Raw genomic sequence first — 23,984 nt, forward strand, 5'->3', positions numbered from 1 at the left:
GTCGCGGCGCCGCGGCCCGCGGGTACCCTCGCATCTGTGCCCTCCATGAACGACCTCGTCCACCAGCACACCGCTCTGAGCGAATCCGACCTCGAGTGGCTCCATCTGCTGGTCTCGGAGTGGCAGCTGCTCTCCGACCTCTCCTTCGCCGACCTGGTGCTCTGGGTCCCCACCCGGGACGGCACGCGCTACGTGTCGGTCGCCCAGATGCGGCCCAACACCGGCCCCACCTCGTACCAGGACGACATGGTCGGCCATCTCGTCCCGCGCGGCCGGCGCCCCCTGCTGGACGCGGCGCTGGACGAGGGCCGCATCGTGCGCGAGGGCGACCCCGAGTGGCGCGAGGAGGTCCCCGTGCGGGTCGAGTCCATCCCGGTGCGCCGTGAGGGCCGGGTCCTCGGCGTCATCGCCCGCAACACCAACCTGCTGACCGTCCGCACCCCCTCGCGGCTGGAGCTCACCTATCTCCAGTCCGCCTCCGACCTGGCGCAGATGATCGCGGCCGGCTCCTTCCCGTACCCCGGCGAGCAGGTCGAGATGGACGCCTCGCCCCGGGCGGGCGACGGGCTGATCCGCCTCGACGCCGACGGTGTGGTCCAGTACGCCAGCCCCAACGGCCTCTCCGCCTACCACCGCCTCGGTCTCGCCTCCGACCTCGTCGGTCACCACCTCGGCCAGATCACCGCCGAACTGGCGCCCTCCAGGGGCCCCGTGGACGAGGCGCTGGTCAAACTCGCCAGCGGCTACGCGCCCCGCGAGTTCGAGGTGGAGGGGAACGGCGGTGTCATCCAGCTGCGCGCCATTCCGCTCAAGCCGAAGGGCGTCCGCATCGGCTCCCTCGTCCTGCTCCGGGACGTGACCGAACTCCGGCGCAGGGAAAGGGAGTTGATCACCAAGGACGCCACCATCCGGGAGATCCACCACCGGGTGAAGAACAACCTCCAGACCGTGGCGGCGCTCCTGCGCCTCCAGTCGCGCCGGATGGACTCGGTGCGGGGCCGGGAGGCGCTCAACGAGGCCGTCCGCCGGGTCGGGTCCATCGCCATCGTGCACGAGACGCTGTCCCAGAACCTGGACGAGCGGGTCGAGTTCGACGAGATCGCCGACCGCGTCATCGCCATGGTGGCGGAGATCTCGCCCGGCAAGGTCGACTGCCGGCGCACCGGCCGCTTCGGCATCCTCGACGCGGAGACCGCCACCCCGCTCTCCATGGTGCTCACGGAGGTGCTCCAGAACGCCCTGGAGCACGCCTTCGCACCGGCCGAGCACGGCTCGGTGGAGGTGTCCGCCGTACGCGGCGACTCCCGGGTGGAGAACGCCCGTCTGCTGATCACCGTCCAGGACGACGGCCGCGGTCTGCCCGAGGGCTTCGACGCCCAGCAGGCCGGGAACCTGGGGCTGCAGATCGTGCGGACCCTGGTGGAGGGTGAGTTGGGCGGCACCTTCGACATGGTCCCGGTGCCCGCGCCCGGGCGGGGCACCCGTGTGGTGCTCGACATCCCCGTCGCCGAGAAGCGCTAGCCGCCGGCGGGGGCGCGGCCCCGGGCGGTGAAGAGTCCCGGGCGGTGAAGAGTTGCGGACAGCGAAGAGCCCCGGACCGTGTCGGCCGTCCGGGGCTCGAAGCTCGTTGCTCGCGTGTGCGATGCGCATCGGGGGTACTGCGCGCTGCGGCTCGAAGGCGGTGAGTGCGTGCTCGCTGCACGCGCCGCCGGGGATGCCGGTAGCTGGGGGGGTCAGGCGCTGGCGTTACGCGCCCGGTTGCGAGCGGCGCGGCGCTTCATCGCACGGCGCTCGTCCTCGCTGAGGCCACCCCAGACGCCGGAGTCCTGGCCGGACTCGAGCGCCCACTGCAGGCACTGCTCCATGACGGGGCAGCGACGGCAGACGGCCTTGGCTTCCTCGATCTGCAGCAGCGCAGGACCGGTGTTGCCGATGGGGAAGAAGAGCTCGGGGTCTTCCTCGCGGCAAACGGCGTTGTGACGCCAGTCCATGGCTGCTACCTCTCCTTGGTATTTCATGCACGTTGCTTGTGAATGTGAACGCTTTCACGAATCCCCCCGCGAGGGAAGGGCCGATCGCCAGTTGCCCGGCGTTGGATCCTGGATTCGTTGAGGGGTTCCGGCGGTCTGTCGAGGCCGGTGTTGCGGGCCGTCCCGATCGCCATGTAGAGATTCGCAAACCTCGGCGGCGGATACAACCCCTTCCGGAAAGTTTTTTTTGATTCCTCGGTGTCGACTAGGTCACAGCCGTACTTCTATGGGGTGGAGCCGCGCCCATACGTTCGAGATAAAGGACTTTCGGTCCTTCCACTCACACAATCACACGCAGTGCACGGCGAACGCCTGTGAACGTCACGCTCGTACGCAGCCCGAGGTGGTCACCGTCCATCTGGAACGGCAGCGGCACCTTGGAATGCAAGGTGAAGTCCGTCTCGTCGTGCAGCGTGACGGCGTGCTTCCCGCGAGGCCCCCGTTCCGGGCTCGACGTGAGCAGCTGAGTGCCGTAACGGGCCACCGCCGGTGTCGACAGCTTCTTCAGCCCGAGCACGTCGAGAGCGGTGTCGAAGGACGCCTTCGGGGACGCGTACACCGGACGATTGCCCAGGTAGGTCCAGGGCGAGGTGTTGCAGATTATGGACAGCACCAGATCCTCGACCGGGTCGGCGCCCGGCCGCTCCAGCGTGATCGTGCCGTGCCGGCGGTGCGGGTCGTCGAGGAACTGGCGCATCACCTGCCGCACGTACAGCGCGTGTGTGGACCGCCGTCCGCGCTCCCGGTGCTGCTCCACCCTGCCGACGACGCCGGCGTCGAAGCCCAGCCCCGCGCAGAAGGTGAACCAGCGCTCGGGCACGCCCTCGTCGTCCGTGCCCGGGGTCCCCGCCGCCAGTCCGAGGCCGACCGTGCGCTCCGTCCGCTCACGCAGAGCGTCGAGGATCGCGCCGGTCGCCTCCACGGCGTCGTTCGGCAGCCCGAGCGCGCGGGCGAACACGTTGGTCGAGCCCCCGGGCACCACCGCGAGCCGGGGCAGGCCCTCCGGGTCGGGTCCGTTGTGCAGCAGCCCGTTGACGACCTCGTTGACCGTGCCGTCGCCGCCCAGGGCGACCACCAGGTCGATGTCGTCCGCCTCGGCCGCCCGTCTTCCGAGGTCGCGGGCGTGGCCCCGGTACTCGGTGGAGACGGCCTCCAGTTTCATCTCGCTCGCGAGCGCGTGGATGAGCACGTCGCGGGTGCGGGCACTGGTGGTGGTTGCTGCCGGATTGACCACGAGAAGTGCGCGCATGCGAGGAAGGGTACCTACTGAGGGGTACCGGGCCCAGTCCGGGGCTCCGGGGCGGGGGCTACCCTGCTGGGGTGACCAGTGACGACCCCACCCCCCGCCCCGCCCGCCTCACCGCCGCGGCCGCCGTCTGCGCCGCCGAGGGGCTGGCGCTGGTCGCGGGCGGGCTGTACATGCTGGTGATGGGCCTCTTCGGAGAGCCCGGCGACTCGGTCTCGGCGGAGACGGGCGGGGTGACCCTGCTCGTCCTCGGCGTGATCCCGCTCGCGGCGGCCCGCGGGCTGTGGCTGCGCCGCAGCTGGAGCCGCGGGCCCGCGATCATCACCCAGCTCATCGCCCTCATCCCGGCGTGGACGCTGCTGCGCGCCTCGGGTCCGCTGATCCCGCTCGGCATCGTGCTCGCGGCGGTCGCGGTGACGGGGCTCGTGCTGCTGGTCAACCCGACGACGGCGAAGGCGCTCGGCATCGGAGCGCAGGCGCGCTGACGCCCGCGGGGGTTTCGCCCGGGGGCCGGTTCGCGGGTGCGGGCCGGCCGTCCCGGGACAGTGTTCGGCTGTGTCCTCGCGCGGCGGGGTGCGGCGACCGGCGGCCCGCACCCGCGTGACGGGGCCGCACAGCGGAAAGCGGCGCCCCCGGGGCTAGCCCCGGAAGCGCCGCCCGCCCGAGGTCTACTCCTCGACGAGGAGCTTCTCGCGCAGCTGTGCCAGCGTCCGCGCCAGCAGACGCGAGACGTGCATCTGCGAGATGCCGACCTCCTGCGCGATCTGCGACTGCGTCATGTTGCCGAAGAACCTCAGCAGCAGGATGCGCTTCTCCCGCGGCGGCAGCCCCTCCAGCAGCGGCTTCAGGGACTCGCGGTACTCGACGCCCTCCAGCGCCTCGTCCTCGGCGCCCAGGGTGTCCGCCACGGCCGGTGACTCGTCGTCCGTGTCGGGGACGTCCAGGGACAGGGTGGAGTAGGCGTTCGCCGACTCCAGGCCCTCCAGGACCTCCTCCTCCGAGATGCCGAGGCGCTCGGCGAGCTCGTGGACGGTGGGGGAGCGGCCGTGCTGCTGCGAGAGCTCCGCGGTCGCCGTGGTCAGGGCGAGCCGCAGCTCCTGCAGCCGGCGCGGCACCCGGACCGCCCAGCCCTTGTCGCGGAAGTGCCGCTTGATCTCGCCGACCACGGTCGGCGTCGCGTACGTCGAGAACTCGACCCCGCGCTCCGGGTCGAAGCGGTCCACCGACTTGATCAGACCGATCGTCGCGACCTGCGTCAGGTCGTCCAGCGGCTCACCGCGGTTGCGGAAGCGGCGCGCCAGGTGCTCGACGAGCGGCAGGTGCATGCGGACCAGCCGGTTGCGCAGTTCGGCGCGCTGGGGCGACTGCTCGGGCAGCGAGCGGAGCTCTATGAACAGGGCACGCGCCCCGCTGCGGTCGTGCGGATCCTGCCTCTGCTCGTGCTCGCTCATCCGGTCCGCCCGCTCTGCCCGCGACTGCACCTGCTCCTGCGGCTGCTCCACCGGGGCGCCACGGCCCTCGGTCTCGTCCACCACCGGGTGCGGGCGCGCCTGCTGCTCCGGGATGCCGGTCGACGCGTTCAGCACCCTGGGGCTACGCTCCTCGTCCTCCCGCATCGGACCATCCCCGTTTCCGTTGCTCACGCCGGCCCGGGTCCCGCGCCGCGCTGTTTGTACAGGCTGATGGAGACCGTACGGTCGTCGGCGACCGAGGAGTCGACCTTTCCGGCCAGCGCCGAGAGCACCGTCCAGGCGAAGGTGTCGCGCTCCGGTGCCCGGCCGTCGGTCGTGGGCGCCGAGACCGTCACCTCCAGCGAGTCGTCGACGAGCCGGAACACGCAGCTCAGGACGGAGCCGGGTACGGCCTGCTGGAGCAGGATCGCGCACGCCTCGTCGACCGCGATCCGCAGATCCTCGATCTCGTCGAGGGTGAAGTCCAAGCGTGCTGCGAGTCCGGCGGTGGCCGTACGCAACACGGACAGGTAGGCACCCGCAGCCGGCAGCCGGACTTCCACGAAGTCCTGGGTCCCGGGCTCGCCTGCGATCTGGGACACCCTCACCTCCAAGGTGGCACAAGCTCTTTCTGGGCCGCGGGAGAACTCCCGCGGGCGTGCGGCACGTGGTTACGTAGCCGGTATTGGCCTGGCGACGCTATCGCGATCCGTGGTTCTCTGTCGCCGGGGACCCCTGAGCCGGTGTCTGTCACTCATGGTAAGCGTATGTCACGCACAGTGGCTAGAGGTCGGCGCCGCCCAATTGCGCGGATCCGGCGGATGGTTGACGTACCCAGACGTCAGACGATCGAATCGTCGACAAAGCACCACCGCCACAGCTGACCTGGCTCGAAAGTGCGCATCACGGCGTGTGCCGTGTCCCCGTAGTGCGCCCGCGCGTGCCGCAGCGGCGACGAGTCGCAGCAGCCGACGTGCCCGCACTCGAGGCAGAGCCGCAGCTGCACCGGGTGCGTCCCGGCGGCCTCGCACTCGCGGCACGTCATGCTCAGCGGGACCGGCTCCGGGCGCGGAAGCTCTGCTACATGCGGACACTCGCTCATGATTGCCAGATTACGACGCAGCAGACCGACGTGAGGTCCCCGTGATGGAAGCACTGCCCCTGGTGGGGCTGATCGCCGTGAGCGCCGCCGTCGCGGGGGCCGCCCGCCGCACGCCCGTGCCCGCCCCGCTGCTGCTGGTGGCCGCGGGCCTGATCGCCTCCTACGTCCCGGGCGTGCCCGAGTACCACCTGGACCCGCACATCGTGCTGCCGCTGATCCTGCCGCCGCTGCTGCACACCGCCGCCCTGGACAGCTCCTACCTGGACCTGCGGGCCAACCTCCGGCCGGTCGCCCTGCTGTCCGTGGGGTACGTGCTGTTCGCGACGGTCGTGGTCGGCTACCTCGCGTACCTCCTGGTCCCGGATCTGCCGCTGACCGCGGCCCTGGTCCTCGGCGCCGTCGTCGCGCCCCCGGACGCGGTCGCCGCCACGGCCATCGCGCGCAAGCTGGGACTGCCGCACCGGATCACCACGATCCTCCAGGGCGAGTCCCTGGTGAACGACGCGACGGCGATCACCGCCTACAAGGTCGCGCTGGCCGCGGCGATCGGCGCGGGCGCGAGCTGGGCCGCGGGATTCGGGGAGTTCCTGCTCGCCTCGGTCGGCGGCATCGCCGTCGGACTGGTGCTGATGCTGCCGATCCACTGGCTGCGCACCCGGCTGAAGGAGCCGCTGCTCCAGAACACCCTGTCGCTGCTCATCCCGTTCATCGCGTACGCGGCGGCCGAGGAGGTGCACGCCTCCGGTGTGCTCGCCGTCGTCGTCGTGGCGCTGTACCTGGGCCACCACTCCTCGCAGGTCGACTTCGCGACCCGGCTCCAGGAGGAGGCGGTCTGGAAGATGGTCTCCTTCGTCCTGGAGTCGGCGGTGTTCGCGCTGATCGGGCTCCAGCTCGCCATCGTGGTGGAGGACCTCGGGCCGTACGGGGTGGGGGAGGCGCTCTGGTACGCGGTGGCGGTCTTCGTCACCGTCGTCGTCGTCCGCTTCGTCTGGGTCTATCCGGCCACCTTCCTGCCGCGCAAGCTCTCCCGGCGGGTGCGGGAGCGCGAGCCGGACACCAACTGGACCGCTCCGCTGATCGTCGGCTGGGCCGGGATGCGCGGCGTGGTCTCGCTCGCCATCGCGTTCTCCATCCCGCTGGTCATGGAGGACGGCGAGCCGTTCCCGGGCCGCAGCCTGGTCCTCTTCCTGACGTTCACCACGGTGATCGGCACGCTCGTCGTGCAGGGGCTGACGCTGCCCCCGCTGATCCGTGTGCTGAAGCTTCCGGGGCGTGACGTGCAGGCCGAGACGCTGGCCGAGGCGCAGGCGCAGAGCGAGGCGTCCGCGGCGGCCGAGCGGCGGCTCGGCGAACTCCTCGCCGACGAGCGCAACAGCCTCCCGCAGCCGCTCGTGGAGCGGCTCCGCACGGTGCTGGAGCGCCGGCGCAACGCGGTGTGGGAACGCCTCGGCACGGTCAACGAGATCACCGGGGAGTCCGCGGACGACATCTACCGCCGCCTCGCGCGCGAGATGATCTCCGTGGAGCGGGACGTCTTCGTCTCCCTCCGCGACCAGCGGCGGATCGACGACGAGATGATGCGCACGCTGCTGCGCCGGCTGGACCTGGAGGAGGCGGCCGCCTACCGCGAGGACGGGTAGGGCGGCCTCCCGCGGGGCCGCGGCCGGCGGACGGCGGGCAGCTCCCCGCGGGTCCGCGGTGGAGGCGGACCCGCGGACCCGCGGGGAGCTGCCTGTACAACGGGTCCGCGGTGTCGGCGGCGGCTCAGGGCGCCGGCGGCGGGCCGTCGGGCCGTCCCGTGATCACGGCCGCGAGCGCCGTGCCGCGGGGGAACGCCCCCTCGGCCGCCAGCACGCTCAGGGCGTACAGCAGCTTCGCGACGTAGACGCGTTCGACGGGCAGGCCGTGACGGTCCTCGAAGTCGGCGGCGAAGGCGTCGAGCTCCGGCCCGCCGCGCGCGTAGCCCCCGAAGTGGAAGCGGTCCTCCACCGACCAGTCGCCGGCCCGTCCGCCGAAGGCGGCCTGCTGGAGTGCCCGGACCTCGCCGCCGAGGAAGCTCCCGCGCAGCACGGCGACGCCGAGCGCGCGCCGGCCGGGTCCGAGGCCGGCGGCGAGTCCGGCGAGCGTGCCGCCCGTGCCGCAGGCGACGGCGGCCGCGCCGACGCCGGCCGGGTCGTCGCGGAGCTCGGCGCCCAGCTCCGCGCAGCCGCGGGCGGCCGGCGCGTTGGAGCCGCCCTCGGGCACCACGTAGACGTCCTCCGCGCCCGACTCGGCCACGAAGCGGGCCAGGACGGCGGGCTCGTGCTTGGCGCGGTAGGCGGCCCGGTCGGCGAAGACCAGGCGCATCCCGTCCGCGGCGCAGCGGCTCAGCGAGGGGTTCAGGGGGCGGTCGGCCAGCTCGTCGCCCCGGACGACGCCGACCGTGGGGAAGCCGAGCAGCCGTCCGGCGGCGGCCGTGGCACGCAGGTGGTTGGAGTACGCGCCGCCGAAGGTCAGCACCGGCCGCCCGCGTGCGGCGCGCAGGTTCGGCGCCAGCTTGCGCCACTTGTTGCCGGGGAGATCGGGGTGGATCAGGTCGTCCCGCTTGAGCAGCAGACCGACGCCGTGGCGCTCGAACCGCTCGTCCCGGACGGACTGCAGCGGCGACGGCAGCAGCGGCCGCAGCGCGGCGGCGAGGTCGGGCAGGTCGCTGGTCACCCGCCCATTGTCCCGGGCGGGGCGACGGCCGGCCCTGCCCGCATCCCGGCGATCCAGTCCCACCCGTTTGTGTAATGGTGCGACCACACTCCGTACTGAAAAGCTGTCACCGCAGGCCGGAGAAGCATCCCGCCGGGGGCACGCCCCGACGCTCCCCGTCCACGCTCCCCGTCCCGGGACCGATCGCCGTCCCCGACCGGTCCTCGCCCCCTGTTCCCCGTCCCCTGTTCGCCGTCCCCGTCCGATACACGTCCCTCCAGATCCCGTCCCCGATCGATCGCCTCCGCAGGGAAGGACCGCCCGTTGACCATTCCGGACACCGTCGAGGCCCGTGAGGCCGTCGACCTGCTGGACCGCACCCGCGCCCTGGTCCAGCCCGAACTGCGCGGTGCGTGCGACACGCTCCCCGGCCCGATGCGGCGTGTGGCGATGTACCACTTCGGCTGGGAGGAGGCGGACGGCACACCCGCGGCCGGCGCGGGCGGCAAGGCCGTCCGGCCCGCCCTCGTGCTCGCCGCCTGCCAGGCGCTGGGCGGCGACCCTGACCGTGCCGTCCGGGCCGCGGCGGCCGTCGAACTCGCGCACAACTTCACGCTCCTGCACGACGACGTCATCGACGAGGACGTCACACGCCGGCACCGCCCCACGGCCTGGACGGTGTTCGGCACGGCCGACGCCGTGCTCGCGGGCGACGCGATGCTCGCGCTCGCCGTGCGGCTGCTCGCCGAGGACCCCTGGCCGCGCTCGGCCGAGGCCTCGGCGCGGCTCTCCGACTGCGTGATCGAGCTGTGCGCGGGGCAGCAGATCGACTGCGCCTTCGAGGAGCGTCCGCCGGAAGAGGTCACCCCCGAGGAGTGCATCGGGATGGCCACGGCCAAGACCGGCGCCCTGCTGGGCGCCTCCTGCGCCATCGGCGCCCTGTACGCGGGTGCCGGGGAGCGGGAGGTGCGCGCGATGGACGCGTTCGGCAGGGAGGCGGGTCTGGCCTTCCAGTTCATCGACGACCTGATCGGGATCTGGGGCGACCCCGAGCGCACCGGCAAACCGGCCGGGGCCGACCTCGCAGCCCGCAAGAAGTCGCTGCCCGTGGTCGCGGCGCTCGCCTCGGGCACCCGGGCGGGCGCCGAACTCGCCGAGCTGTACCGCGGGCCGATGGGCGCGGCGGCGGTGGCGCGGGCGGCGGACGCCGTGGAGCGGGCCGGCGGCAGGGACTGGGCGCAGTCGCAGGCCGCCGAGCGCATGTCGAAGGCGGTGGGGGAACTCGCCCGCGCGGTACCGGACCTGGGGGCCGCGGGCGGTCTGCTGTCGCTCGCCGAGTTCGTCACCCGGCGGAACCGCTGACCGCGGCGCCCCGGCGCCGGGCGGCCGCCGTCCGGCCCGCCGTGGCCGCCCCGCGCCGGTCGCACGGACGCCCCGACCCGGACTCTCCGGCATCCGGTGGACGGCCCGGTGCGGCGGAAAGGGCACCTGGTCCACACCACAGGAGCGGGTACCGCTACAGTCCGCGCATGTCATCGGAGTCGACTGAAGCCTGGGCGGGCTGGTACCGCGACCGGGCCGGCGCGGAAGCCGTCGCGATCACCGCGACCGGCGGCCAAGTGAGCACCCTCATCAGGGGTGTTGAGTACAGCGGCGGGACGTTCGCCGCGTTGCGGTCCGTCGGCGGGGCTCTGCTCTCGTCCTGCGTCCTGGAATGGGACATGCCGCTGCCCGTCCTGCTGGACGGAGCCGTGCAGCCCGCCACACTGGGGTGTCTGCTGACGCTGGGCGAGCCGGCCGCCGAAGGCGCCGGGCTCGACCGCTCGGACCTGAGCCTCACCCTGCACCACGGCGGTGCGGCCTACGAAGTCGTCGTCGCGGACGGCGACTTCGACGACGCCCTCGGTCGCATCCACCGCCAGTTGCCGCCCGGCGCGGGTCTGGGGCGCCGGGAGCCCGTGACGGCCTGAGCACCCGCCGCGCGGGGCCGCCGCGCACCGACGCCCGGACCGCGCCGGATTCCGGCGCGGTCCTCTTTTGTCTCTTCCCTCCGGAGCGGCCCCCGGTCCGCCCGGCGCGGTCCGGGCGTCCTCGGACCGCCACCCGCGACGAACGGCGCCCCGCCGGTGGCCGGCGGGGCGCGCGTGCACCGGGGACCGCCCGGGCGGCTCCGGCCGCCGGACGCCGCTCAGGCGGCTCCGGTCAGGAGACGCGGGCCATCGCCGCCGCGAGGCCGTTGGCCCACAGCTGGTTCACCCGGGAGCGCTCCTGGGCGTTCGGGTACGCGTTGGTGCACGAGGTGCCGGGGCCGCCGCCGGACATCAGCTCGCTGCACGGACCGGAGTAGCGGTCCGGCAGACCGAGCACGTGACCGGTCTCGTGCGACGTGACGCGGGTCGAGTTGTACTGCTGGTTCTGGCGGTAGTCCAGGAAGATGTAGCCGCGTCCGTGCCCGTCGGTGCTCGCGTACGAGCCACGCGGATCGTTGCCCTCGTAGTACGAGAAGTCCGCGCCGGACCCCTCGACCAGCCGCACGTTGGACACCGATCCGTTCCAGATCCTGGTGCTGCTGGCTATCTGCGAGCGGAAGCTCGGGGCGTTGGCGGCGCTGTAGACGACCGTCACGGCCTGGGCGCCCGGGTTGGCGGCGCGCTTCCTGGCGACCGACTCGACGACGGCCTCGAAGAACGCCCGGGTCGCCTTCTCGTCCTCGGCCGACCCCTCGTAGGCGGCGTAGGAGGCGGTGGCCGCCGTGGCCGTGGGGGAGCCGGCGGCGGTGGACGTGGCGGCGGTCGCGGGCACGGCGCCGAGCGCGGCGGCGAGACCGAGGCCGAGGGCGGCGGACAGTAACGTACGGGGATGACGCATGGGGGGCTCCTGCTCGTCGGGTTGACGAATTGCGGTGAGCCGAGTCTGGAGGAGCCCCGCCCCGCCCGGGAGGATGCCGGGAGGCGATAGCACGGGCGCATCACCCGCCCGGTGCCCCCGGGGGCGGGCGGCCTGTCCGGATCCGTCCGGCACATCCCGACTAGGGTGTCTGGTGGGACAGTTGAGCCCGCTCTACGCTCGACGCCATGGAGCTCGAGGTGAGGCACCTGCGTGCGCTGTGCGCCATCGCCGACACGGGCAGCCTGCACAAAGCGGCCCGTCGGCTCGGCGTCAGCCAGCCGTCCCTGACCACCCAGCTGCGCCGGATCGAGACCTTCCTGGGCGCACCGCTGTTCGCCCGGGAACGCACCGGCTGCCGGCCGACCCCGCTGGGGCGTGCCGTGCTGAGCCGTGCCCGGCCGCTGGTCGGCGAGATGACCGCGCTGGTCGCCGAGGCCCAGGCGGCGGCGGCCCGCGAGGGCGGCCCGGTGCTGCGCATCGGGTCCACCGCGAGCCGGGCACTGGCCGGCTGGCTGCGGCTGCTGCGGGGACGCTTCCCGGGCACCGACCTCTCCCTGCACATGGACGTCTCCGCCAACGCGCTGCTCTCGATGGCGGCCGCCGGACAGCTCGACGTGGCCTTCGTGCACGAGGTGGAGGGCTGCCCGCTGCGGATGCCGGACGGCCTCGACGTGCGCGTACTGGTCGACCGCGAGCCCCAGTTCGTCTCCATGGCGGGCGATCACCCGGCCGCCGCGGCGGCCGAGGTGGACCTGGCCGACCTCGCCCACGACCGGTGGATGGTCGACCCCACGGTGGACGGCGAATGGGACGGGCTGCGCCGGGTGCTGGCCGCCGCCGGGATCAACCCGCCGGTGCTGCACTGCGATTACCACACGGCCGCCTCGCTGATCGCCGTGGGCGAGGCGGTCGCGCCCTGCCAGCCCACCTCGGTGCCCCGCGACGACATGGCCATCCGGCCGCTGCGGGGCGACCCCCTCGCCGTGCGGCTGCTGCTGTGCTCACGCCCCGGCGCACGCGAACTCTTCGACGCGGCCTACGCCGACCTGGCGGCGGCCTACCGCGAGGCCGCCCTCAGGGCGGCGGCCTACCGCCAGTGGCTGCTGCGCCAGGGCAGCCCCCTGCTCCGTCCCGCCGACCCGACACCGGTGCCGGCGGCGTGAGCCGTGGCGGGCCGGCCCGTGCTCCGGGCCGGCCGTGCGCCGTGCGGACGCCGGGGTCGTCTCCCCTCGACGGCACGCCGAGGGCGACCCCGTCTGCTGACCGGTGGCCGCCTCGGCGCGCACGAGGACATACCTCCGGCCGTGCCGCGCCCCGGGGCGGTGCCGGGCACGGCCGGACGGCCCCGGACGCGGGGCGCGGTCCCGGCCCCCGCAGGCCTTCCCCGGCCGGCCCCGCCTCCGGCCGGGCCTGCGCCCGGAAGGCCCCGGACGCGGAAGGACCCGGACGGCGGGGTGCCGTCCGGGTCCTTCCGTGAAGGGCCGGGTCAGGCCTTCTTCGTCTCCCAGAAGATCTTGTCGATCTGGGCGATGTAGTCGAGCGCCTTCTGGCCCGTCTCCGGGTCGGTGGAGCCCTTGGCGGCCGAGAGGGCCTTCAGCGCGTCGTTGATGAGCTGGTGCAGCTCCGGGTACTTCTCGAAGTGCGGCGGCTTGAAGTAGTCGCTCCACAGCACCGACACGTGGTGCTTGGCGAGCTCCGCGCGCTGCTCCTTGATGACGGTGGCGCGGGCGCGGAAGTGCGGGTCCTCGTTGGCCTGGTACTTCTCCTGGACGGCCTTGACCGACTCGGCCTCGATGCGGGCCTGGGCCGGGTCGTAGACGCCGCAGGGCAGGTCGCAGTGGGCGCTGACCTTTACCTTGGGGGCGAACAGGCGGGAGAGCATGGAGCTGTCCTTCCTCGTGATCGTCTTCTCAGGTGGGACATTACTCCGTGAGAAGCGTGATTTCGCGAGTGCCCCCTGGGGCTTAGGGCAAAAGTCCGGGGCCGGACGGGACCGCGGGCGGAACGTACGAACGCATGCGGGAGGCATCCGATGGCGGAGCAGGGCCGTGAGCCCGGGGCACGGTTCGGGCTGGCGGAGGTGACGGGGCCGTCGATGGTGCCCACACTCGTGCACGGCGACCAGCTGCTGGTGGACTACCGGGCGGTGCTCCGGCAGGGGGACGTCGCCGTGCTCCGCCATCCGCTCCAGCAGGACCTGCTCATCGTCAAGCGGCTCGCCGAACGCCGCCCGGAGGGCTGGTGGGTGCTGGGGGACAACCCGCACGCCCACGGCGACAGCCGGGAGTTCGGCGCGGTGCCGCCCGATCTGCTCCTCGGGCGGGTGCGGACCCGGTTCAGACCGCGTGCGGCCGATCAGCGGTCGGTGGCCGCCGTGGCGTCCTGGCTGGTCTCCTCGCTGCGTCCGGTGCTGCCCGACCGTTCGCTCTCCAGGCGCTTGCGGGCCCGGTAGGCCGCGACGTTCGCGCGGGTGGCGCAGCGGTCCGAGCAGTAGCGGCGGGAACGGTTGGTCGAGGTGTCGAGGTAGGCGTTGCGGCAGGGCGCGGCCTGGCAGAGGCCGAGGCGGTCGACGCCGTGCTCGGTCAGGTGGAAGGCGAGTCCCATCGCGGCGATGGCCGCGTAGCCCGTGGTCGCGTTCGACGAGTGGTCGGCGAGGTGCATGTGCCACAGGGGGCGGCCGTCGTCGTCGCGCTGGTCGTGCCCGGAGATCTGGGGGCTGACCGGGAACTCCAGCAGCAGCGAGTTGAGCAGGTCCACGGCCCCGTTCTCGTCGCCGTCGTCGGCCGCCGTGAAGACGGCCCGCAGCCGGGCGCGGACCGAGCGGAACCGGGTGACGTCGGCGTCCGTGGCGCGGCGGGCCATCTGGGCGGAGGCGCCGAACAGCTCGCGCACCGCCTCCACGGAGGTCAGCGAGTCCTTGCCGCGGGCCGGCTCCTCGGTGTTGACCAGGCGCACGGCGAAGTCCGAGTAATGGGCCAGTTCCACTTGTAGTCCTTACTGCAACGGTCTACTGTCGGCGATACAGCCGTAACAGCTGCTATGGATACGAGGGTATTACGGACGGGAGGGTTCCGGTGGCGGGAACCACGGCGGACACGGGAAGCGACTGGCGGGCCTGGCAGGAGAGCTGGGACCGCCAGCAGGAGTGGTACATGCCCGACCGCGAGGAGCGGTTCCGCGTCATGCTGGACATGGTCGAGGCCACCGTGGGCACGGCCCCCAGAGTGCTCGACCTCGCCTGCGGTACGGGCAGTATCACGGACCGGCTCCTCACCCGCTTCCCCGACGCCACCAGCACGGGCGTGGACCTCGACCCCGCGCTGTTGACGATCGCCCGGGGCTACTTCTCCGGGGACGAGCGCGTCGCCTTCGTGACGGCCGACCTGACGGACCCCGGCTGGACCGACGCGCTCCCGCACCGGAGCTACGACGCGGTGCTCACCGCCACCGCGCTGCACTGGCTGCGCACCGGGCCGCTCGCCACGCTCTACGGGCAGCTCGCGGGCCTCGTCCGCGCGGACGGCGTCTTCATGAACGCCGACCGGATGAAGGACACGACCACCCCGCGGATCAACGCCGCCGAGCGCGCCCACCGGCACGCCGGCATGGACCGGGCCCGGGCGGCCGGCGTGCTCGACTGGGCGGACTGGTGGGCCCTCGCCGCCGCCGACCCGGTGCTCGCCGCCCCGACCGCCGAGCGCTTCCGCATCTACGGCGAGCACGCCGACGGCGAGACGCCCTCGGCCCACTGGCACGCCGAGACACTGCGCGCGGCCGGCTTCGGCGAGGCCCGCACGGTGTGGGCGTCGCCGAGCGACGCGCTGGTCCTGGCCGTCAGGTAGCCGTACGCCACAGGGGCGGCACGGGAGATCCCCGTACCGCCCCTGTGGCATGTCCTGCGCCGGCGACCGGCTCAGAGCACCTTGGAGAGGAACGCCTTGGTGCGTTCGTGCTGCGGGTCGGTCAGGACGTCGCGCGGGTTGCCGGACTCGACCACCACACCGCCGTCCATGAAGACCAGCGAGTCGCCGACCTCGCGGGCGAAGCCCATCTCGTGGGTCACGACGATCATCGTCATGCCCTCCTCGGCCAGTCCGCGCATCACGTCGAGGACCTCGCCGACCAGCTCCGGGTCGAGGGCCGAGGTCGGCTCGTCGAAGAGCATCAGCTTCGGCTCCATCGCCAGCGCACGGGCGATGGCGACGCGCTGCTGCTGGCCGCCGGAGAGCTGGGAGGGGTAGTTCCCCGCCTTGTCGGCGAGCCCGACCCGGTCGAGCAGCCGCTCCGCCCGGGCGCGGGCGACGGCCTTGGTCTCGCCCTTGACCTGCATCGGGGCTTCCATGACGTTCGCGATCGCCGTCATGTGCGGGAACAGGTTGAAGCGCTGGAAGACCATGCCGATGTCCCGGCGCTGCGCCGCGACCTCGCTGTCCTTCAGCTCGTAGAGCTTGTCGCCCTTCTGCCGGTAGCCGACCAGCCGGCCGTCGACCGACAGGCGGCCGGCGTTGATCTTCTCCAGGTGGTTGATGCACCGCAGGAAGGTGGACTTGCCGGAGCCGGACGGGCCGACCAGGCAGAACACCTCCCGGGGGGCGACCTCCAGGTCGATGCCGCGCAGGATGTGCGCCGCGCCGAAGGACTTGTGGACGCCCTCGGCCTTCACCATGGCGTTCATGACCACGCCCCTTCGCGCTTGCCGGTGACGTTCAGCAGGTTCGCCTTCACCCGCTGCCACGGGGTGGGCGGCAGCTGGCGCAGCGACCCGCGGGCGTAGTGACGCTCGACGTAGTACTGGCCGACGCTGAACACGCTGGTCAGAGCCAGGTACCAGACCGAGGCCACGAGCAGCGTCTCCATGATCGCGAACGAGGTGGAGCCGATGTTCTGCGCGGCGCGCAGCAGTTCGGTGTACTGCACGGCCGACACCAGGGACGAGGTCTTCAGCAGGTTGATGAACTCGTTGCCGGTGGGCGGCACGATCACCCGCATCGCCTGCGGGAGGACGATGCGCCGCATGGTCTTGGAGTTGGACATGCCGAGCGCGTGCGAGGCCTCCGTCTGCCCCTCGTCCACCGACTGGATGCCGGCGCGGACGATCTCCGCCATGTAGGCGCCCTCGTTCAGGCCGAGACCCAGCAGGGCGACCATGAACGGGGTCATCACGTCGACCATCTCGTCCTTGTAGAACCCAAGGTTGAGGATGGGGAAGATCAGCGCCAGGTTGAACCACAGCAGGAGCTGGACGTAGACCGGCGTCCCGCGGAAGAACCAGATGTAGAGCCACGCGACGGCGCCGGTGACCGGGTTCTTCGACAGCCTCATGACGGCGAAGAGGATGCCGAGCACCAGGCCGATCAGCATGGACAGCACGCTGATCAGCAGCGTGGCGCCCATGCCGCGGACGATCCGGTCGTCGAAGATCAGATCGCCGACCGTCCCCCAGTTCACGTCGCCCTGGGAGAACGAGTAGATCAGCGTGCCCAGCAGGGCGACGACGATCACGGCGCTGACCCAGCGCCCCCAGTGGCGGACGGGAATCGCCTTGATCTGCTCAGGGGGTGTGTACGTCCCCTTGTCGACCGCCTGGCGGGCCGGGGGCCCGTCCGCGGGGGTCTTGTCGAACTTGTCAGTCACGATGACTGCCCTTCGGTGAACGCGTGAGGCGAGGGCACCGGGATCACTTGCCGGCGTTGATGGTCGCCTCGGTCACGGCGCTGTTCGTGACGTCCCACTTCTCCAGGACCTTCTGGTACTCGCCGTTCTCGATGATCGCGTTCAGCGCGTCCTTGAGGGCGTCGCGCAACTGGGTGTTGTCCTTGTTGACGGCGATGCCGAACGGACCGGCGTCGGTCTGGCCGCCCGCGACCTCGAAGTCGTTGCCGCCACCCGCGGTCTTGGCGATGTGCGCGGCGACCGGGTAGTCGTTCAGGTCGGCCACGGCGCCGCCGGACTTCACCCGGGTCTGCGCCTCGGCGTCGGTGTCGAACGCCTCGATCGTCAGGGCGCCCTTGCCGTCCTTCTTGCAGGTCTCGGCCTGGGCCTTGAAGGTGTCGTGGTAGATGGTGCCGCGCTGCACGGCGACCTTCTTGCCGCACAGGTCGTCCAGCGACTTGATGTTGTCCGGGTTGCCCTTCTTGACCAGCAGGGAGACGCCCGAGGTGAAGTAGTCGACGAAGTCGACGCCGTCACCGGTCTTCTTCCCCGTGTCGTCCAGGCCCTCCTGGCGCGCCTTGGTGTCGCTCATGGCCGACATGACGACGTCCTGGCGGCCGGTGTTCAGCGAGGAGATGAGCCCGTCGAAGGTGCCGCTGGTGAAGACGAACTCGACGCCCAGCTCCTTGCCGAGGGCGGCGGCGATGTCGGGGTCGATGCCGACGATCTTGCCGCCCTCCTCGTACTCCATGGGCGCGTAGGCGGCGTCGGTGCCGACCTTGATCACGCCGGCCTTCTGGATGTTCTCGGGCAGCTTGTCGAACAGCGGCGCACCGGTTGCCTTGGTGCCCTCGCTCGTGGCGGTGTCCGAGCCGGAGTTGGTCTGGTCGCCACACGCGGTGAGGGTCAGGGCGCCGACGACCGCGATCGCGGCGACCGCGGTGATCCGGGACCTGGCGGCAGTGCTGCGACGGGTGGTGCTTGCGGTCATGATCGGGGTCCTCCGGCGGTGTAGAGGGGACTACGGCGAGTCGTGCACTCACCTTCGAGTGTCGCGACCTTGTGTGTTTTCGGCATCTTGCCATTCGGACTAGCCCATTCAGGGGGCCGCGCATGTCAAAATCGGGTAACGGGTGATCCCCGAACATCGGCGACGGCAGGCCTGGACCGGACCATTCCCCGCGGCGCCTGCTTCTCGCCGGAAGATCTTTCGCCGGTGCGCCTTCTGTGTGGATTCCGCCGTACGGCGGGAGTTGACCCGGTTCTCTGCTATGAGCCGTGTCACCGCGAACGAAACGACTCGTGCGCGGTGCGGTCTGTCCGGTAAGAAGGATCCTTACACCCCTCATCCGGGGCTCAGGGCGCGTTGTGCGGCGCGCCCGCGCGTACGAGACACCCCCTGCCACGGCGGGCCAACCGCCTGACGCAGAGGTCGAACGCGAGTCCGCCCACCCCTCCTCAACCAGGAGTGGCTCACCCTCGACATGCAGACTTAAGGGGTCAACCCAATGGCAGCGGAGATCGTCAATCCTCGCAGCGACAGCGCCACCACGGAGAGTGCCGACGAGCCCTTCGATCCGGCGTTCGCCCTGCACCGCGGCGGCAAGATGGCCATCCAGGCCACCGTGCCGGTGCGGGACAAGGACGACCTGTCCCTCGCGTACACACCCGGCGTCGCCAAGGTGTGCACCGCAATCGCCGAGCAGCCCGAACTCGTCCACGACTACACCTGGAAGTCCCAGGTCGTCGCCGTCGTGACGGACGGGACCGCGGTGCTCGGCCTCGGCGACATCGGCCCGGAGGCCTCCCTCCCGGTCATGGAGGGGAAAGCGATCCTCTTCAAGCAGTTCGGCGGCGTGGACGCGGTCCCGATCGCCCTCGCCACCACGGACACCGACGAGATCATCGAGACCGTCGTCCGGCTCGCCCCCTCCTTCGGCGGCGTGAACCTGGAGGACATCTCGGCGCCCCGGTGCTTCGAGATCGAGCGCCGGCTCCAGGAGCGCCTCGACATCCCCGTCTTCCACGACGACCAGCACGGCACCGCCGTGGTGACCCTCGCGGCCCTGCGCAACGCGGCCAAGCTGACCGGCCGGGGTCTGGGCGACCTCCGCGCCGTCATCTCCGGCTCGGGCGCGGCCGGCGTGGCCATCGCGAAGTTCCTGCTGGAGGCCGGCCTCGGCGATGTCGCCGTCACCGACCGCAAGGGTGTCGTCAGCCGGGACCGCGGCGACCTCACCGACGTGAAGCGGGAGATCGCCGGCCTCACCAACCGGGCCGGGCTGACCGGCTCGCTGGAGGACGCGCTCAGGGGCGCGGACGTGTTCATCGGCGTGTCCGGCGGCACCGTCCCGGAGGAGGCCGTCGCGACGATGGCGCCGGGGGCGTTCGTGTTCGCCATGGCCAACCCGAACCCGGAGGTCCACCCCGACGTCGCGCACCGCTACGCGGCGGTCGTGGCGACCGGGCGCTCGGACTATCCGAACCAGATCAACAACGTGCTCGCCTTCCCCGGCATCTTCGCCGGAGCCCTCCAGGTGCGGGCCTCCCGCATCACCGAGGGCATGAAGATCGCGGCGGCGAACGCGCTGGCGGACGTGGTCGGCGACGACCTGTCGGCCGACTACGTGATCCCCTCGCCGTTCGACGAGCGCGTGGCTCCCGCGGTGACCGCCGCCGTGGCGGCGGCGGCGCGGGCGGAGGGCGTCGCGCGGCGCTGAGGCGTCGCCCGCAGATCCGCCCGACGGGCCGGTTCGCATCCCTGTGCGGGGGTGGGACCGGCCCGTCGGCGTTCGCGCACCGGCCCGGCGTCGGCGGCCCGGGGCCGGGGGAGGGTGTGCGGGGCGCGTCACAGGGGTGGGCGGTTCCGCGGGGACGGGAGGCGTCCTACGCTCATGGTCATGTTCGCCGCCTACGCCGCACGCATCGACCGCGACCAGCCGTTGAACGGCCTCGAACTGGGCGAACGGCCCGCGCCCGGGAGGCGTCCGGGCTGGACGACCGTGAACGTCAGGGCCGCCTCCCTCAACCACCACGACCTGTGGTCGCTGCGGGGCGTCGGCCTGTCCGAGGACAAGCTGCCGATGATCCTGGGCTGCGACGCCGCGGGCGTCGACGAGGACGGCAACGAGGTCGTCCTCCACTCCGTCATCGGCCAGAGCGGCCACGGTGTCGGGCCCCGTGAGCCCCGCTCGATCCTCACCGAGCGCTATCAGGGCACCTTCGCCGAACAGGTCAGCGTGCCCACCTGGAACGTGCTGCCCAAGCCGAAGGAGCTGACGTTCGAGGAGGCCGCCTGCCTGCCGACCGCCTGGCTCACCGCGTACCGCATGCTCTTCACCAACGCGGGGGTCCGCCCCGGCGACTCGGTGCTCGTCCAGGGCGCGGGCGGCGGTGTCGCGACCGCCGCGCTGGTGCTCGGCCGGGCCGCGGGCCTGCGGATGTACGCCACCAGCCGCGACGAGGCCAAGCGCCGGCGCGCCGTCGAACTGGGCGCCGAGGAGGCGTTCGAGCCGGGTGCCCGGCTGCCGCACCGTGTGGACGCCGTGATCGAGACCGTCGGGGCCGCCACCTGGTCCCACTCCGTCAAGTCGCTGCGCCCCGGGGGCACGGTGGTCATCTCGGGCGCGACCAGTGGCGACCGGCCGTCGCACGCCGAGCTGACCCGCATCTTCTTCCTGGAGCTGAAGGTGGTCGGCTCCACCATGGGGTCGAAGGACGAGCTGGAGGACCTGCTGTCCTTCTGCGCCGTCACCGGTGTCCGCCCGGTGATCGACCAGGTGCTCCCGCTGGACCGGGCGCGCGAGGGCTTCGAGCGGATCGAGAAGGGCGACCTCTTCGGGAAGATCGTGCTGACGGGGTCCTGACCGGGTCGGGGGCCCGGCCCGGTGCCGCCGCGCCCCCGGCGTGCGGCGGCACCCGGACGGAGTCAGTCGCGGGGCGTGTTCAGCAGCGCCACGATGTGGGCCGCCGCCGTGGACAGGTGCCGTCGCGCCTCGCCCAGCTGCTCGGCACTCACGCCGCGGTCGCGCGCCGCGTCCCGTACGTCGTCGCGGAACCGGTCCAGCAGCCGCTCCAGGTCCCGCACCGGGTCCGCCGACGGCTCCGCGACGGTGTCCTTCGCCCAGTCGGGATCGGTGGCGGCCGTGTCGGGCTTCCCGTGCGGCGGCCAGGCCGCCCCCCGGGCCAGCCCGCCGAGCTGGCCCGCCAGTTCGGACAGCCCGTCGCGCACGCCCGCGGGCCAGTCGCCGCGCGCGAAGTGGACCTGCACCTGGTCCTGCACCTGGCGGGCGATGCGCTGCATCTCGGACCGGGCCTGCTCGCGGGCCTCCTCCGCCTGGCGCCGGGCCTGCCTGGCGTCCTCGCGGGCCCTCCGGGACTCGTCCTTCGCCCGCTGGGCCTGCTCCTTCCACTCCTGGCGGGCGCGGCGCAGTTCCTCCTTCGCCGTCTGCCAGCCCTCGGCGTCGGGGACCGGGCCCGCGAAACCCTTGGCGCCGGCCGCGCCGCCGCGGCCGCGTGCCTCGCCGGCCGCCGCGCGCATCTCGCTGCGCAGCCTGCCCGCCGCGCCGCGCACGTCGTCACGGATCTCGGCCGCGAGCTCGGAGACGGACTCGCGGATCTCCAGTTCGAGGTCGGCGAGTTCGGCACCGCGCCCGGCGAGTTCGGCGCGTCCGGCGTCGGTGATCGAGTAGACCTTGCGGCCGCCCTCGGTGGCGTGGGTGACCAGTCCCTCGGCCTCCAGCTTGGCCAGCCGGGGGTAGACCGTGCCGGCGCTCGGCGCGTAGAGGCCCTGGAAGCGCTCCTCCAGCAGGCGGATGATCTCGTAGCCGTGGCGCGGGGCCTCGTCGAGCAGCTTGAGCAGGTACAGCCGGAGCCGGCCGTGGGCGAAAACGGGGGGCATGTCAGAGGGCCTTTCCGGTCGGAGCGTCGGCGTGCGTTTCGTCCTCGTCGGCCGGGGGCCTGCGCAGCAGCGCGATCGAGCCGGACACCGTGGTGGCCGAGAGGGTGCCGGTGCCCGCGCCGAGGGTGCCGGTGATCCGCTTGGCGCCCCACTGCCCGCGGACCCGCAGGTCCTCGAAGGCGTTGGAGACGGCGCCGCTGGCGGTGTTGGCCTCGACCGTGGCGTCGGCCGGGTGGGGGAGCCGGATGGCGACCTCGCCGGACACCGTGGTGAGCCGGATGTCGGCCGGCGCTCCCGCGGTGCCGATGTCGACGACCATGTCCCCGGTCACCGTCTCGGCCTTCACGGTGGGGCCGGCGCCGTCGACGACGGTGAGGTCCCCCGAGACGGAGTGGAAGCGCAGGGCGCCGGTCAGCGCCTGCGCCTCGAGGTTCCCCGAGACCGTCTCGGCGAGGACGGGGCCGGTGAGCCCGACGAGGGTGGTGTCCCCGCTGACGCCGCGCACCGAGGTGGTGCCCTGGACCCCGGAGACGACGGCCCCCGCCCCCACCACGCCGACCTCCACGGAGGCGCCGGCGGGGACGACGAGCGAGACGACCGCGCTGCGGTGCCGCTCCTTGGGGTCGAGCAGCTTGAGGAAACCCTGCCAGGGCAGGTCCTCGTACGCGACGGTCAGGGTGTCCCGGTCACGGGTGACGACGAGCGGCGGCCCCTCGATCTCCGAGACCTCCAGCCGGGCGGAACCCTCGTCGGTGCCGACGACGTTGACCGTGCCGTTGACGATCCGCACCTTGAGGGTGGTCACCGGGTCGTCGAAGCCGAGCTTCTGCGGCTCGGCGACTTCCCATGTCGTCTCTGTCATGGTGCTGACCTCCCGGGGCCGCCACGACGCAACATATCGCGTCTCCTGCGGACACGATATATCGCGGACGGTCGATGTCAAGCGCCGCCCCCGGGGGTCCCGCGCCATGCGCACACCGGGCGTCGCGCGCCAGGCGGGATCTGCCGGACAAGGCCTAGCGTGGAAGGCATGAACGCGACACCCGTGGGTGCCCTGCTCCTCTGCCGTGCCGAGCCCGGCGCCGTACGCCAGCAGGTGAGGCTGCTCCGCGAGAACCTGCTCCTCGCCCCCGCGGGCGACGGATGGAGCGTCGTCGTCCCCGAGGGCAGGCCCTGGACCGACGACGGCGAACCCGTGGACGCGGTGCTCTCCGGCTGGGCCGCCGCCGCGGCCGTCGGCACGGACCGGCCCGCGCTCGCGCTCTGGTGGGACGGGGACCGGTCGGGGTTCACCCTCGTCTCGGGATTCCGCCGCCCGGTCGGCTACGTCTGGCTCGCCGACGGCACCCCCGTCGGCGAGGACGAGGCCATGCGCACCTTCGCCGCACGCCTCGGCCTCGACCCCGTGCTCGATCTCCAGGCCCTGGAGCCGCTCACCCTGCCCGATCCGGAGGCGGACGCCGACGCCCGGATGACCGGTCTCGTCGCGGTGCTCGCCCGGGCGGGGCTCGACCTGCCCGAGGGGCTGGCACCGGGTCAGACGGCCGAGTGGCTGCGTGCGGCCGCCCGCGCCCGGGGCGCGGAGCACCTGGCCTGGTCGGGCTGGCGGGACGCCGTCGAGGAGGGGGCGCTGGAGCCGTGGCTGCACGGGCCGGGCGCGCGGGTCCTCGGCACCGCCCAGCTCGCCGCGGGCCTCCCGCTCGGCGCATGGGCCCTGAGCCGCCGCAGTCCCGGCTGGGCCGCGGCCGCCGGGCTGCTGGTCGCCCACGGGGTCCTGGGGCTGCTGTACGCGCGCCTGAGGACCCCCGGGGCCTGAGGGGCGGCCGGTTCCGCGGTCCGCGCCCCCGCCGGCGGCCGGCGAGGCGCGGGAGCGGCCCTGCGGCCGGTTCGCGCGGCCGCCCGCCCCGGGTCCCGGCACGGGAGCCCGGGACCGTCCCGGCGCCCGGGGCGGCCCTGCCGGGGCGGTGGCTTCACCCGGCCGGGTCACGCGGCACGGTTCGGCCACCGCCCGCCGGTCACCCGGGCCGGCGGGCCGGGC

General features: G+C 72.8%; 25 protein-coding genes. 11 read left to right on the forward strand and 14 right to left on the reverse strand.

All coding sequences use genetic code 11. The annotated features are described in order from the left end of the window. Positions 1–45 precede the first annotated feature (45 nt). Positions 46–1,521 (forward strand): sensor histidine kinase, encoded by a 1,476-nt coding sequence (locus tag IAG43_RS21465; protein WP_187744573.1) that lies wholly within the window; start codon positions 46–48, stop codon positions 1,519–1,521. 212 nt (positions 1,522–1,733) lie between these two features. Here the strand turns inward: IAG43_RS21465 and IAG43_RS21470 are convergent, their stop codons facing one another. Further along, positions 1,734–1,991: a WhiB family transcriptional regulator gene (locus IAG43_RS21470; RefSeq protein ID WP_003953983.1), complete on the reverse strand. Its 258-nt coding sequence runs from the start codon at positions 1,989–1,991 to the stop codon at positions 1,734–1,736. A gap of 319 nt (positions 1,992–2,310) precedes the next feature. Continuing rightward, entirely contained in the window at positions 2,311–3,279 is a 969-nt protein-coding gene (locus IAG43_RS21475) for a diacylglycerol/lipid kinase family protein (RefSeq protein WP_187742327.1), read from the reverse strand. A gap of 71 nt (positions 3,280–3,350) precedes the next feature. Between IAG43_RS21475 and IAG43_RS21480 the strand changes: the two genes are divergently transcribed. Beyond that, positions 3,351–3,761 (forward strand): hypothetical protein, encoded by a 411-nt coding sequence (locus IAG43_RS21480; RefSeq protein WP_187742328.1) that lies wholly within the window; start codon positions 3,351–3,353, stop codon positions 3,759–3,761. Between the two features lie 183 nt (positions 3,762–3,944). Here the strand turns inward: IAG43_RS21480 and IAG43_RS21485 are convergent, their stop codons facing one another. From IAG43_RS21485 to IAG43_RS21495, 3 genes are all read right to left on the reverse strand, one after another. After that, entirely contained in the window at positions 3,945–5,027 is a 1,083-nt protein-coding gene (locus tag IAG43_RS21485) for an RNA polymerase sigma factor SigF (protein WP_425508653.1), read from the reverse strand. Continuing rightward, complete coding sequence (locus IAG43_RS21490) at positions 4,916–5,329, reverse strand: ATP-binding protein (protein WP_018845530.1); 414 nt, start codon at positions 5,327–5,329, stop codon at positions 4,916–4,918. The genes IAG43_RS21485 and IAG43_RS21490 overlap by 112 nt, the downstream gene beginning before the upstream one ends. Positions 5,330–5,568: 239 nt before the next feature. Continuing rightward, positions 5,569–5,829: a UBP-type zinc finger domain-containing protein gene (locus tag IAG43_RS21495; protein WP_187742330.1), complete on the reverse strand. Its 261-nt coding sequence runs from the start codon at positions 5,827–5,829 to the stop codon at positions 5,569–5,571. Positions 5,830–5,873: 44 nt separating this feature from the next. Between IAG43_RS21495 and IAG43_RS21500 the strand changes: the two genes are divergently transcribed. Then, a complete protein-coding gene (locus IAG43_RS21500) occupies positions 5,874–7,469 on the forward strand; it encodes a Na+/H+ antiporter (RefSeq protein ID WP_187742331.1) in 1,596 nt (531 codons plus the stop codon). 124 nt (positions 7,470–7,593) lie between these two features. On the opposite strand, the gene IAG43_RS21505 is transcribed toward IAG43_RS21500, so the two are convergent. Next, positions 7,594–8,526, reverse strand: a complete 933-nt coding sequence (locus IAG43_RS21505; protein ID WP_343075675.1) for a 1-aminocyclopropane-1-carboxylate deaminase/D-cysteine desulfhydrase — start codon at positions 8,524–8,526, stop codon at positions 7,594–7,596. Positions 8,527–8,829: 303 nt separating this feature from the next. On the opposite strand from IAG43_RS21505, the gene IAG43_RS21510 reads away from it, so the two are divergent. Together IAG43_RS21510 and IAG43_RS21515 are read left to right on the forward strand one after the other, a co-directional pair. Next, the gene (locus tag IAG43_RS21510; RefSeq protein WP_187742332.1) at positions 8,830–9,867 is read left to right on the forward strand and encodes a family 2 encapsulin nanocompartment cargo protein polyprenyl transferase; all 1,038 of its coding nucleotides are present in this window, start codon (positions 8,830–8,832) and stop codon (positions 9,865–9,867) included. Between the two features lie 167 nt (positions 9,868–10,034). Next, complete coding sequence (locus tag IAG43_RS21515; RefSeq protein WP_187742333.1) at positions 10,035–10,475, forward strand: DUF6304 family protein; 441 nt, start codon at positions 10,035–10,037, stop codon at positions 10,473–10,475. 232 nt (positions 10,476–10,707) lie between these two features. On the opposite strand, the gene snpA is transcribed toward IAG43_RS21515, so the two are convergent. Next, positions 10,708–11,373 (reverse strand): snapalysin, encoded by a 666-nt coding sequence (snpA, locus tag IAG43_RS21520; RefSeq protein ID WP_187742334.1) that lies wholly within the window; start codon positions 11,371–11,373, stop codon positions 10,708–10,710. A 206-nt stretch (positions 11,374–11,579) separates the two neighbouring features. Here snpA and IAG43_RS21525 point away from each other — a divergent pair, with 206 nt between their 5' ends. Then, positions 11,580–12,557: a LysR family transcriptional regulator gene (locus IAG43_RS21525; protein WP_187742335.1), complete on the forward strand. Its 978-nt coding sequence runs from the start codon at positions 11,580–11,582 to the stop codon at positions 12,555–12,557. A 323-nt stretch (positions 12,558–12,880) separates the two neighbouring features. Here IAG43_RS21525 and sodN read toward each other — a convergent pair whose 3' ends face one another. Further along, entirely contained in the window at positions 12,881–13,276 is a 396-nt protein-coding gene (gene sodN, locus IAG43_RS21530; protein ID WP_187742336.1) for a superoxide dismutase, Ni, read from the reverse strand. Positions 13,277–13,426: 150 nt separating this feature from the next. Here sodN and sodX point away from each other — a divergent pair, with 150 nt between their 5' ends. Further along, positions 13,427–13,846 (forward strand): nickel-type superoxide dismutase maturation protease, encoded by a 420-nt coding sequence (gene sodX / locus IAG43_RS21535; protein WP_187742337.1) that lies wholly within the window; start codon positions 13,427–13,429, stop codon positions 13,844–13,846. Here the strand turns inward: sodX and IAG43_RS21540 are convergent. Continuing rightward, positions 13,750–14,379 (reverse strand): CGNR zinc finger domain-containing protein, encoded by a 630-nt coding sequence (locus IAG43_RS21540; protein ID WP_187742338.1) that lies wholly within the window; start codon positions 14,377–14,379, stop codon positions 13,750–13,752. The two genes, sodX and IAG43_RS21540, sit on opposite strands and share 97 nt — an antisense overlap. An 89-nt stretch (positions 14,380–14,468) precedes the next feature. Between IAG43_RS21540 and IAG43_RS21545 the strand changes: the two genes are divergently transcribed. Continuing rightward, on the forward strand, positions 14,469–15,236 hold the full coding sequence (locus IAG43_RS21545; protein WP_246574490.1) for a class I SAM-dependent methyltransferase: 768 nt from the start codon (positions 14,469–14,471) through the stop codon (positions 15,234–15,236). Between the two features lie 71 nt (positions 15,237–15,307). Here IAG43_RS21545 and IAG43_RS21550 read toward each other — a convergent pair whose 3' ends face one another. The 3 genes from IAG43_RS21550 to IAG43_RS21560 are packed head-to-tail and all read right to left on the reverse strand — an operon-like array spanning position 15,308 to position 18,037. Further along, the gene (locus tag IAG43_RS21550; protein ID WP_187742339.1) at positions 15,308–16,069 is read right to left on the reverse strand and encodes an amino acid ABC transporter ATP-binding protein; all 762 of its coding nucleotides are present in this window, start codon (positions 16,067–16,069) and stop codon (positions 15,308–15,310) included. Beyond that, positions 16,066–17,028 carry an amino acid ABC transporter permease gene (locus IAG43_RS21555; protein WP_187742340.1) on the reverse strand — a complete coding sequence of 321 codons (963 nt, stop codon included), beginning with the start codon at positions 17,026–17,028 and terminating at the stop codon, positions 16,066–16,068. Before IAG43_RS21555 ends, IAG43_RS21550 begins: the two co-directional genes overlap by 4 nt. 43 nt (positions 17,029–17,071) lie before the next feature. Continuing rightward, the gene (locus tag IAG43_RS21560; protein ID WP_187742341.1) at positions 17,072–18,037 is read right to left on the reverse strand and encodes an ABC transporter substrate-binding protein; all 966 of its coding nucleotides are present in this window, start codon (positions 18,035–18,037) and stop codon (positions 17,072–17,074) included. A 517-nt stretch (positions 18,038–18,554) separates the two neighbouring features. Between IAG43_RS21560 and IAG43_RS21565 the strand changes: the two genes are divergently transcribed. Beyond that, a complete protein-coding gene (locus IAG43_RS21565; protein WP_187742342.1) occupies positions 18,555–19,766 on the forward strand; it encodes an NAD(P)-dependent malic enzyme in 1,212 nt (403 codons plus the stop codon). A gap of 180 nt (positions 19,767–19,946) precedes the next feature. Continuing rightward, on the forward strand, positions 19,947–20,912 hold the full coding sequence (locus tag IAG43_RS21570) for a zinc-binding dehydrogenase (protein WP_187742343.1): 966 nt from the start codon (positions 19,947–19,949) through the stop codon (positions 20,910–20,912). Positions 20,913–20,974: 62 nt separating this feature from the next. On the opposite strand, the gene IAG43_RS21575 is transcribed toward IAG43_RS21570, so the two are convergent. After that, entirely contained in the window at positions 20,975–21,946 is a 972-nt protein-coding gene (locus tag IAG43_RS21575) for a PadR family transcriptional regulator (protein ID WP_187742344.1), read from the reverse strand. 1 nt (position 21,947) lies between these two features. Then, positions 21,948–22,808, reverse strand: coding sequence for a DUF4097 family beta strand repeat-containing protein (locus IAG43_RS21580; RefSeq protein WP_187742345.1), 861 nt, complete (start codon positions 22,806–22,808; stop codon positions 21,948–21,950). Between the two features lie 168 nt (positions 22,809–22,976). Between IAG43_RS21580 and IAG43_RS21585 the strand changes: the two genes are divergently transcribed. Further along, positions 22,977–23,762, forward strand: a complete 786-nt coding sequence (locus tag IAG43_RS21585; RefSeq protein ID WP_187742346.1) for a hypothetical protein — start codon at positions 22,977–22,979, stop codon at positions 23,760–23,762. The last annotated feature ends 222 nt before the right edge of the window (positions 23,763–23,984 follow it).

The sequence above is a fragment of the Streptomyces genisteinicus genome (assembly GCF_014489615.1).
GTDB classification, from domain to species: domain Bacteria; phylum Actinomycetota; class Actinomycetes; order Streptomycetales; family Streptomycetaceae; genus Streptomyces; species Streptomyces genisteinicus.

Excerpts from the sequence above, each read along its gene's own strand:
- IAG43_RS21465 (WP_187744573.1), top strand. The coding sequence starts at position 46 with ATGAACGACCTCGTCCACCAGCACACCGCTCTGAGCGAATCCGACCTC.
- IAG43_RS21470 (WP_003953983.1), bottom strand. The coding sequence starts at position 1,991 with ATGGACTGGCGTCACAACGCCGTTTGCCGCGAGGAAGACCCCGAGCTC.
- IAG43_RS21475 (WP_187742327.1), bottom strand. The coding sequence starts at position 3,279 with ATGCGCGCACTTCTCGTGGTCAATCCGGCAGCAACCACCACCAGTGCC.
- IAG43_RS21495 (WP_187742330.1), bottom strand. The coding sequence starts at position 5,829 with ATGAGCGAGTGTCCGCATGTAGCAGAGCTTCCGCGCCCGGAGCCGGTC.
- IAG43_RS21500 (WP_187742331.1), top strand. The coding sequence starts at position 5,874 with ATGGAAGCACTGCCCCTGGTGGGGCTGATCGCCGTGAGCGCCGCCGTC.
- IAG43_RS21515 (WP_187742333.1), top strand. The coding sequence starts at position 10,035 with ATGTCATCGGAGTCGACTGAAGCCTGGGCGGGCTGGTACCGCGACCGG.
- snpA (WP_187742334.1), bottom strand. The coding sequence starts at position 11,373 with ATGCGTCATCCCCGTACGTTACTGTCCGCCGCCCTCGGCCTCGGTCTC.
- IAG43_RS21525 (WP_187742335.1), top strand. The coding sequence starts at position 11,580 with ATGGAGCTCGAGGTGAGGCACCTGCGTGCGCTGTGCGCCATCGCCGAC.
- sodN (WP_187742336.1), bottom strand. The coding sequence starts at position 13,276 with ATGCTCTCCCGCCTGTTCGCCCCCAAGGTAAAGGTCAGCGCCCACTGC.
- sodX (WP_187742337.1), top strand. The coding sequence starts at position 13,427 with ATGGCGGAGCAGGGCCGTGAGCCCGGGGCACGGTTCGGGCTGGCGGAG.
- IAG43_RS21550 (WP_187742339.1), bottom strand. The coding sequence starts at position 16,069 with ATGAACGCCATGGTGAAGGCCGAGGGCGTCCACAAGTCCTTCGGCGCG.
- IAG43_RS21560 (WP_187742341.1), bottom strand. The coding sequence starts at position 18,037 with ATGACCGCAAGCACCACCCGTCGCAGCACTGCCGCCAGGTCCCGGATC.
- IAG43_RS21565 (WP_187742342.1), top strand. The coding sequence starts at position 18,555 with ATGGCAGCGGAGATCGTCAATCCTCGCAGCGACAGCGCCACCACGGAG.
- IAG43_RS21570 (WP_187742343.1), top strand. The coding sequence starts at position 19,947 with ATGTTCGCCGCCTACGCCGCACGCATCGACCGCGACCAGCCGTTGAAC.
- IAG43_RS21575 (WP_187742344.1), bottom strand. The coding sequence starts at position 21,946 with ATGCCCCCCGTTTTCGCCCACGGCCGGCTCCGGCTGTACCTGCTCAAG.
- IAG43_RS21580 (WP_187742345.1), bottom strand. The coding sequence starts at position 22,808 with ATGACAGAGACGACATGGGAAGTCGCCGAGCCGCAGAAGCTCGGCTTC.
- IAG43_RS21585 (WP_187742346.1), top strand. The coding sequence starts at position 22,977 with ATGAACGCGACACCCGTGGGTGCCCTGCTCCTCTGCCGTGCCGAGCCC.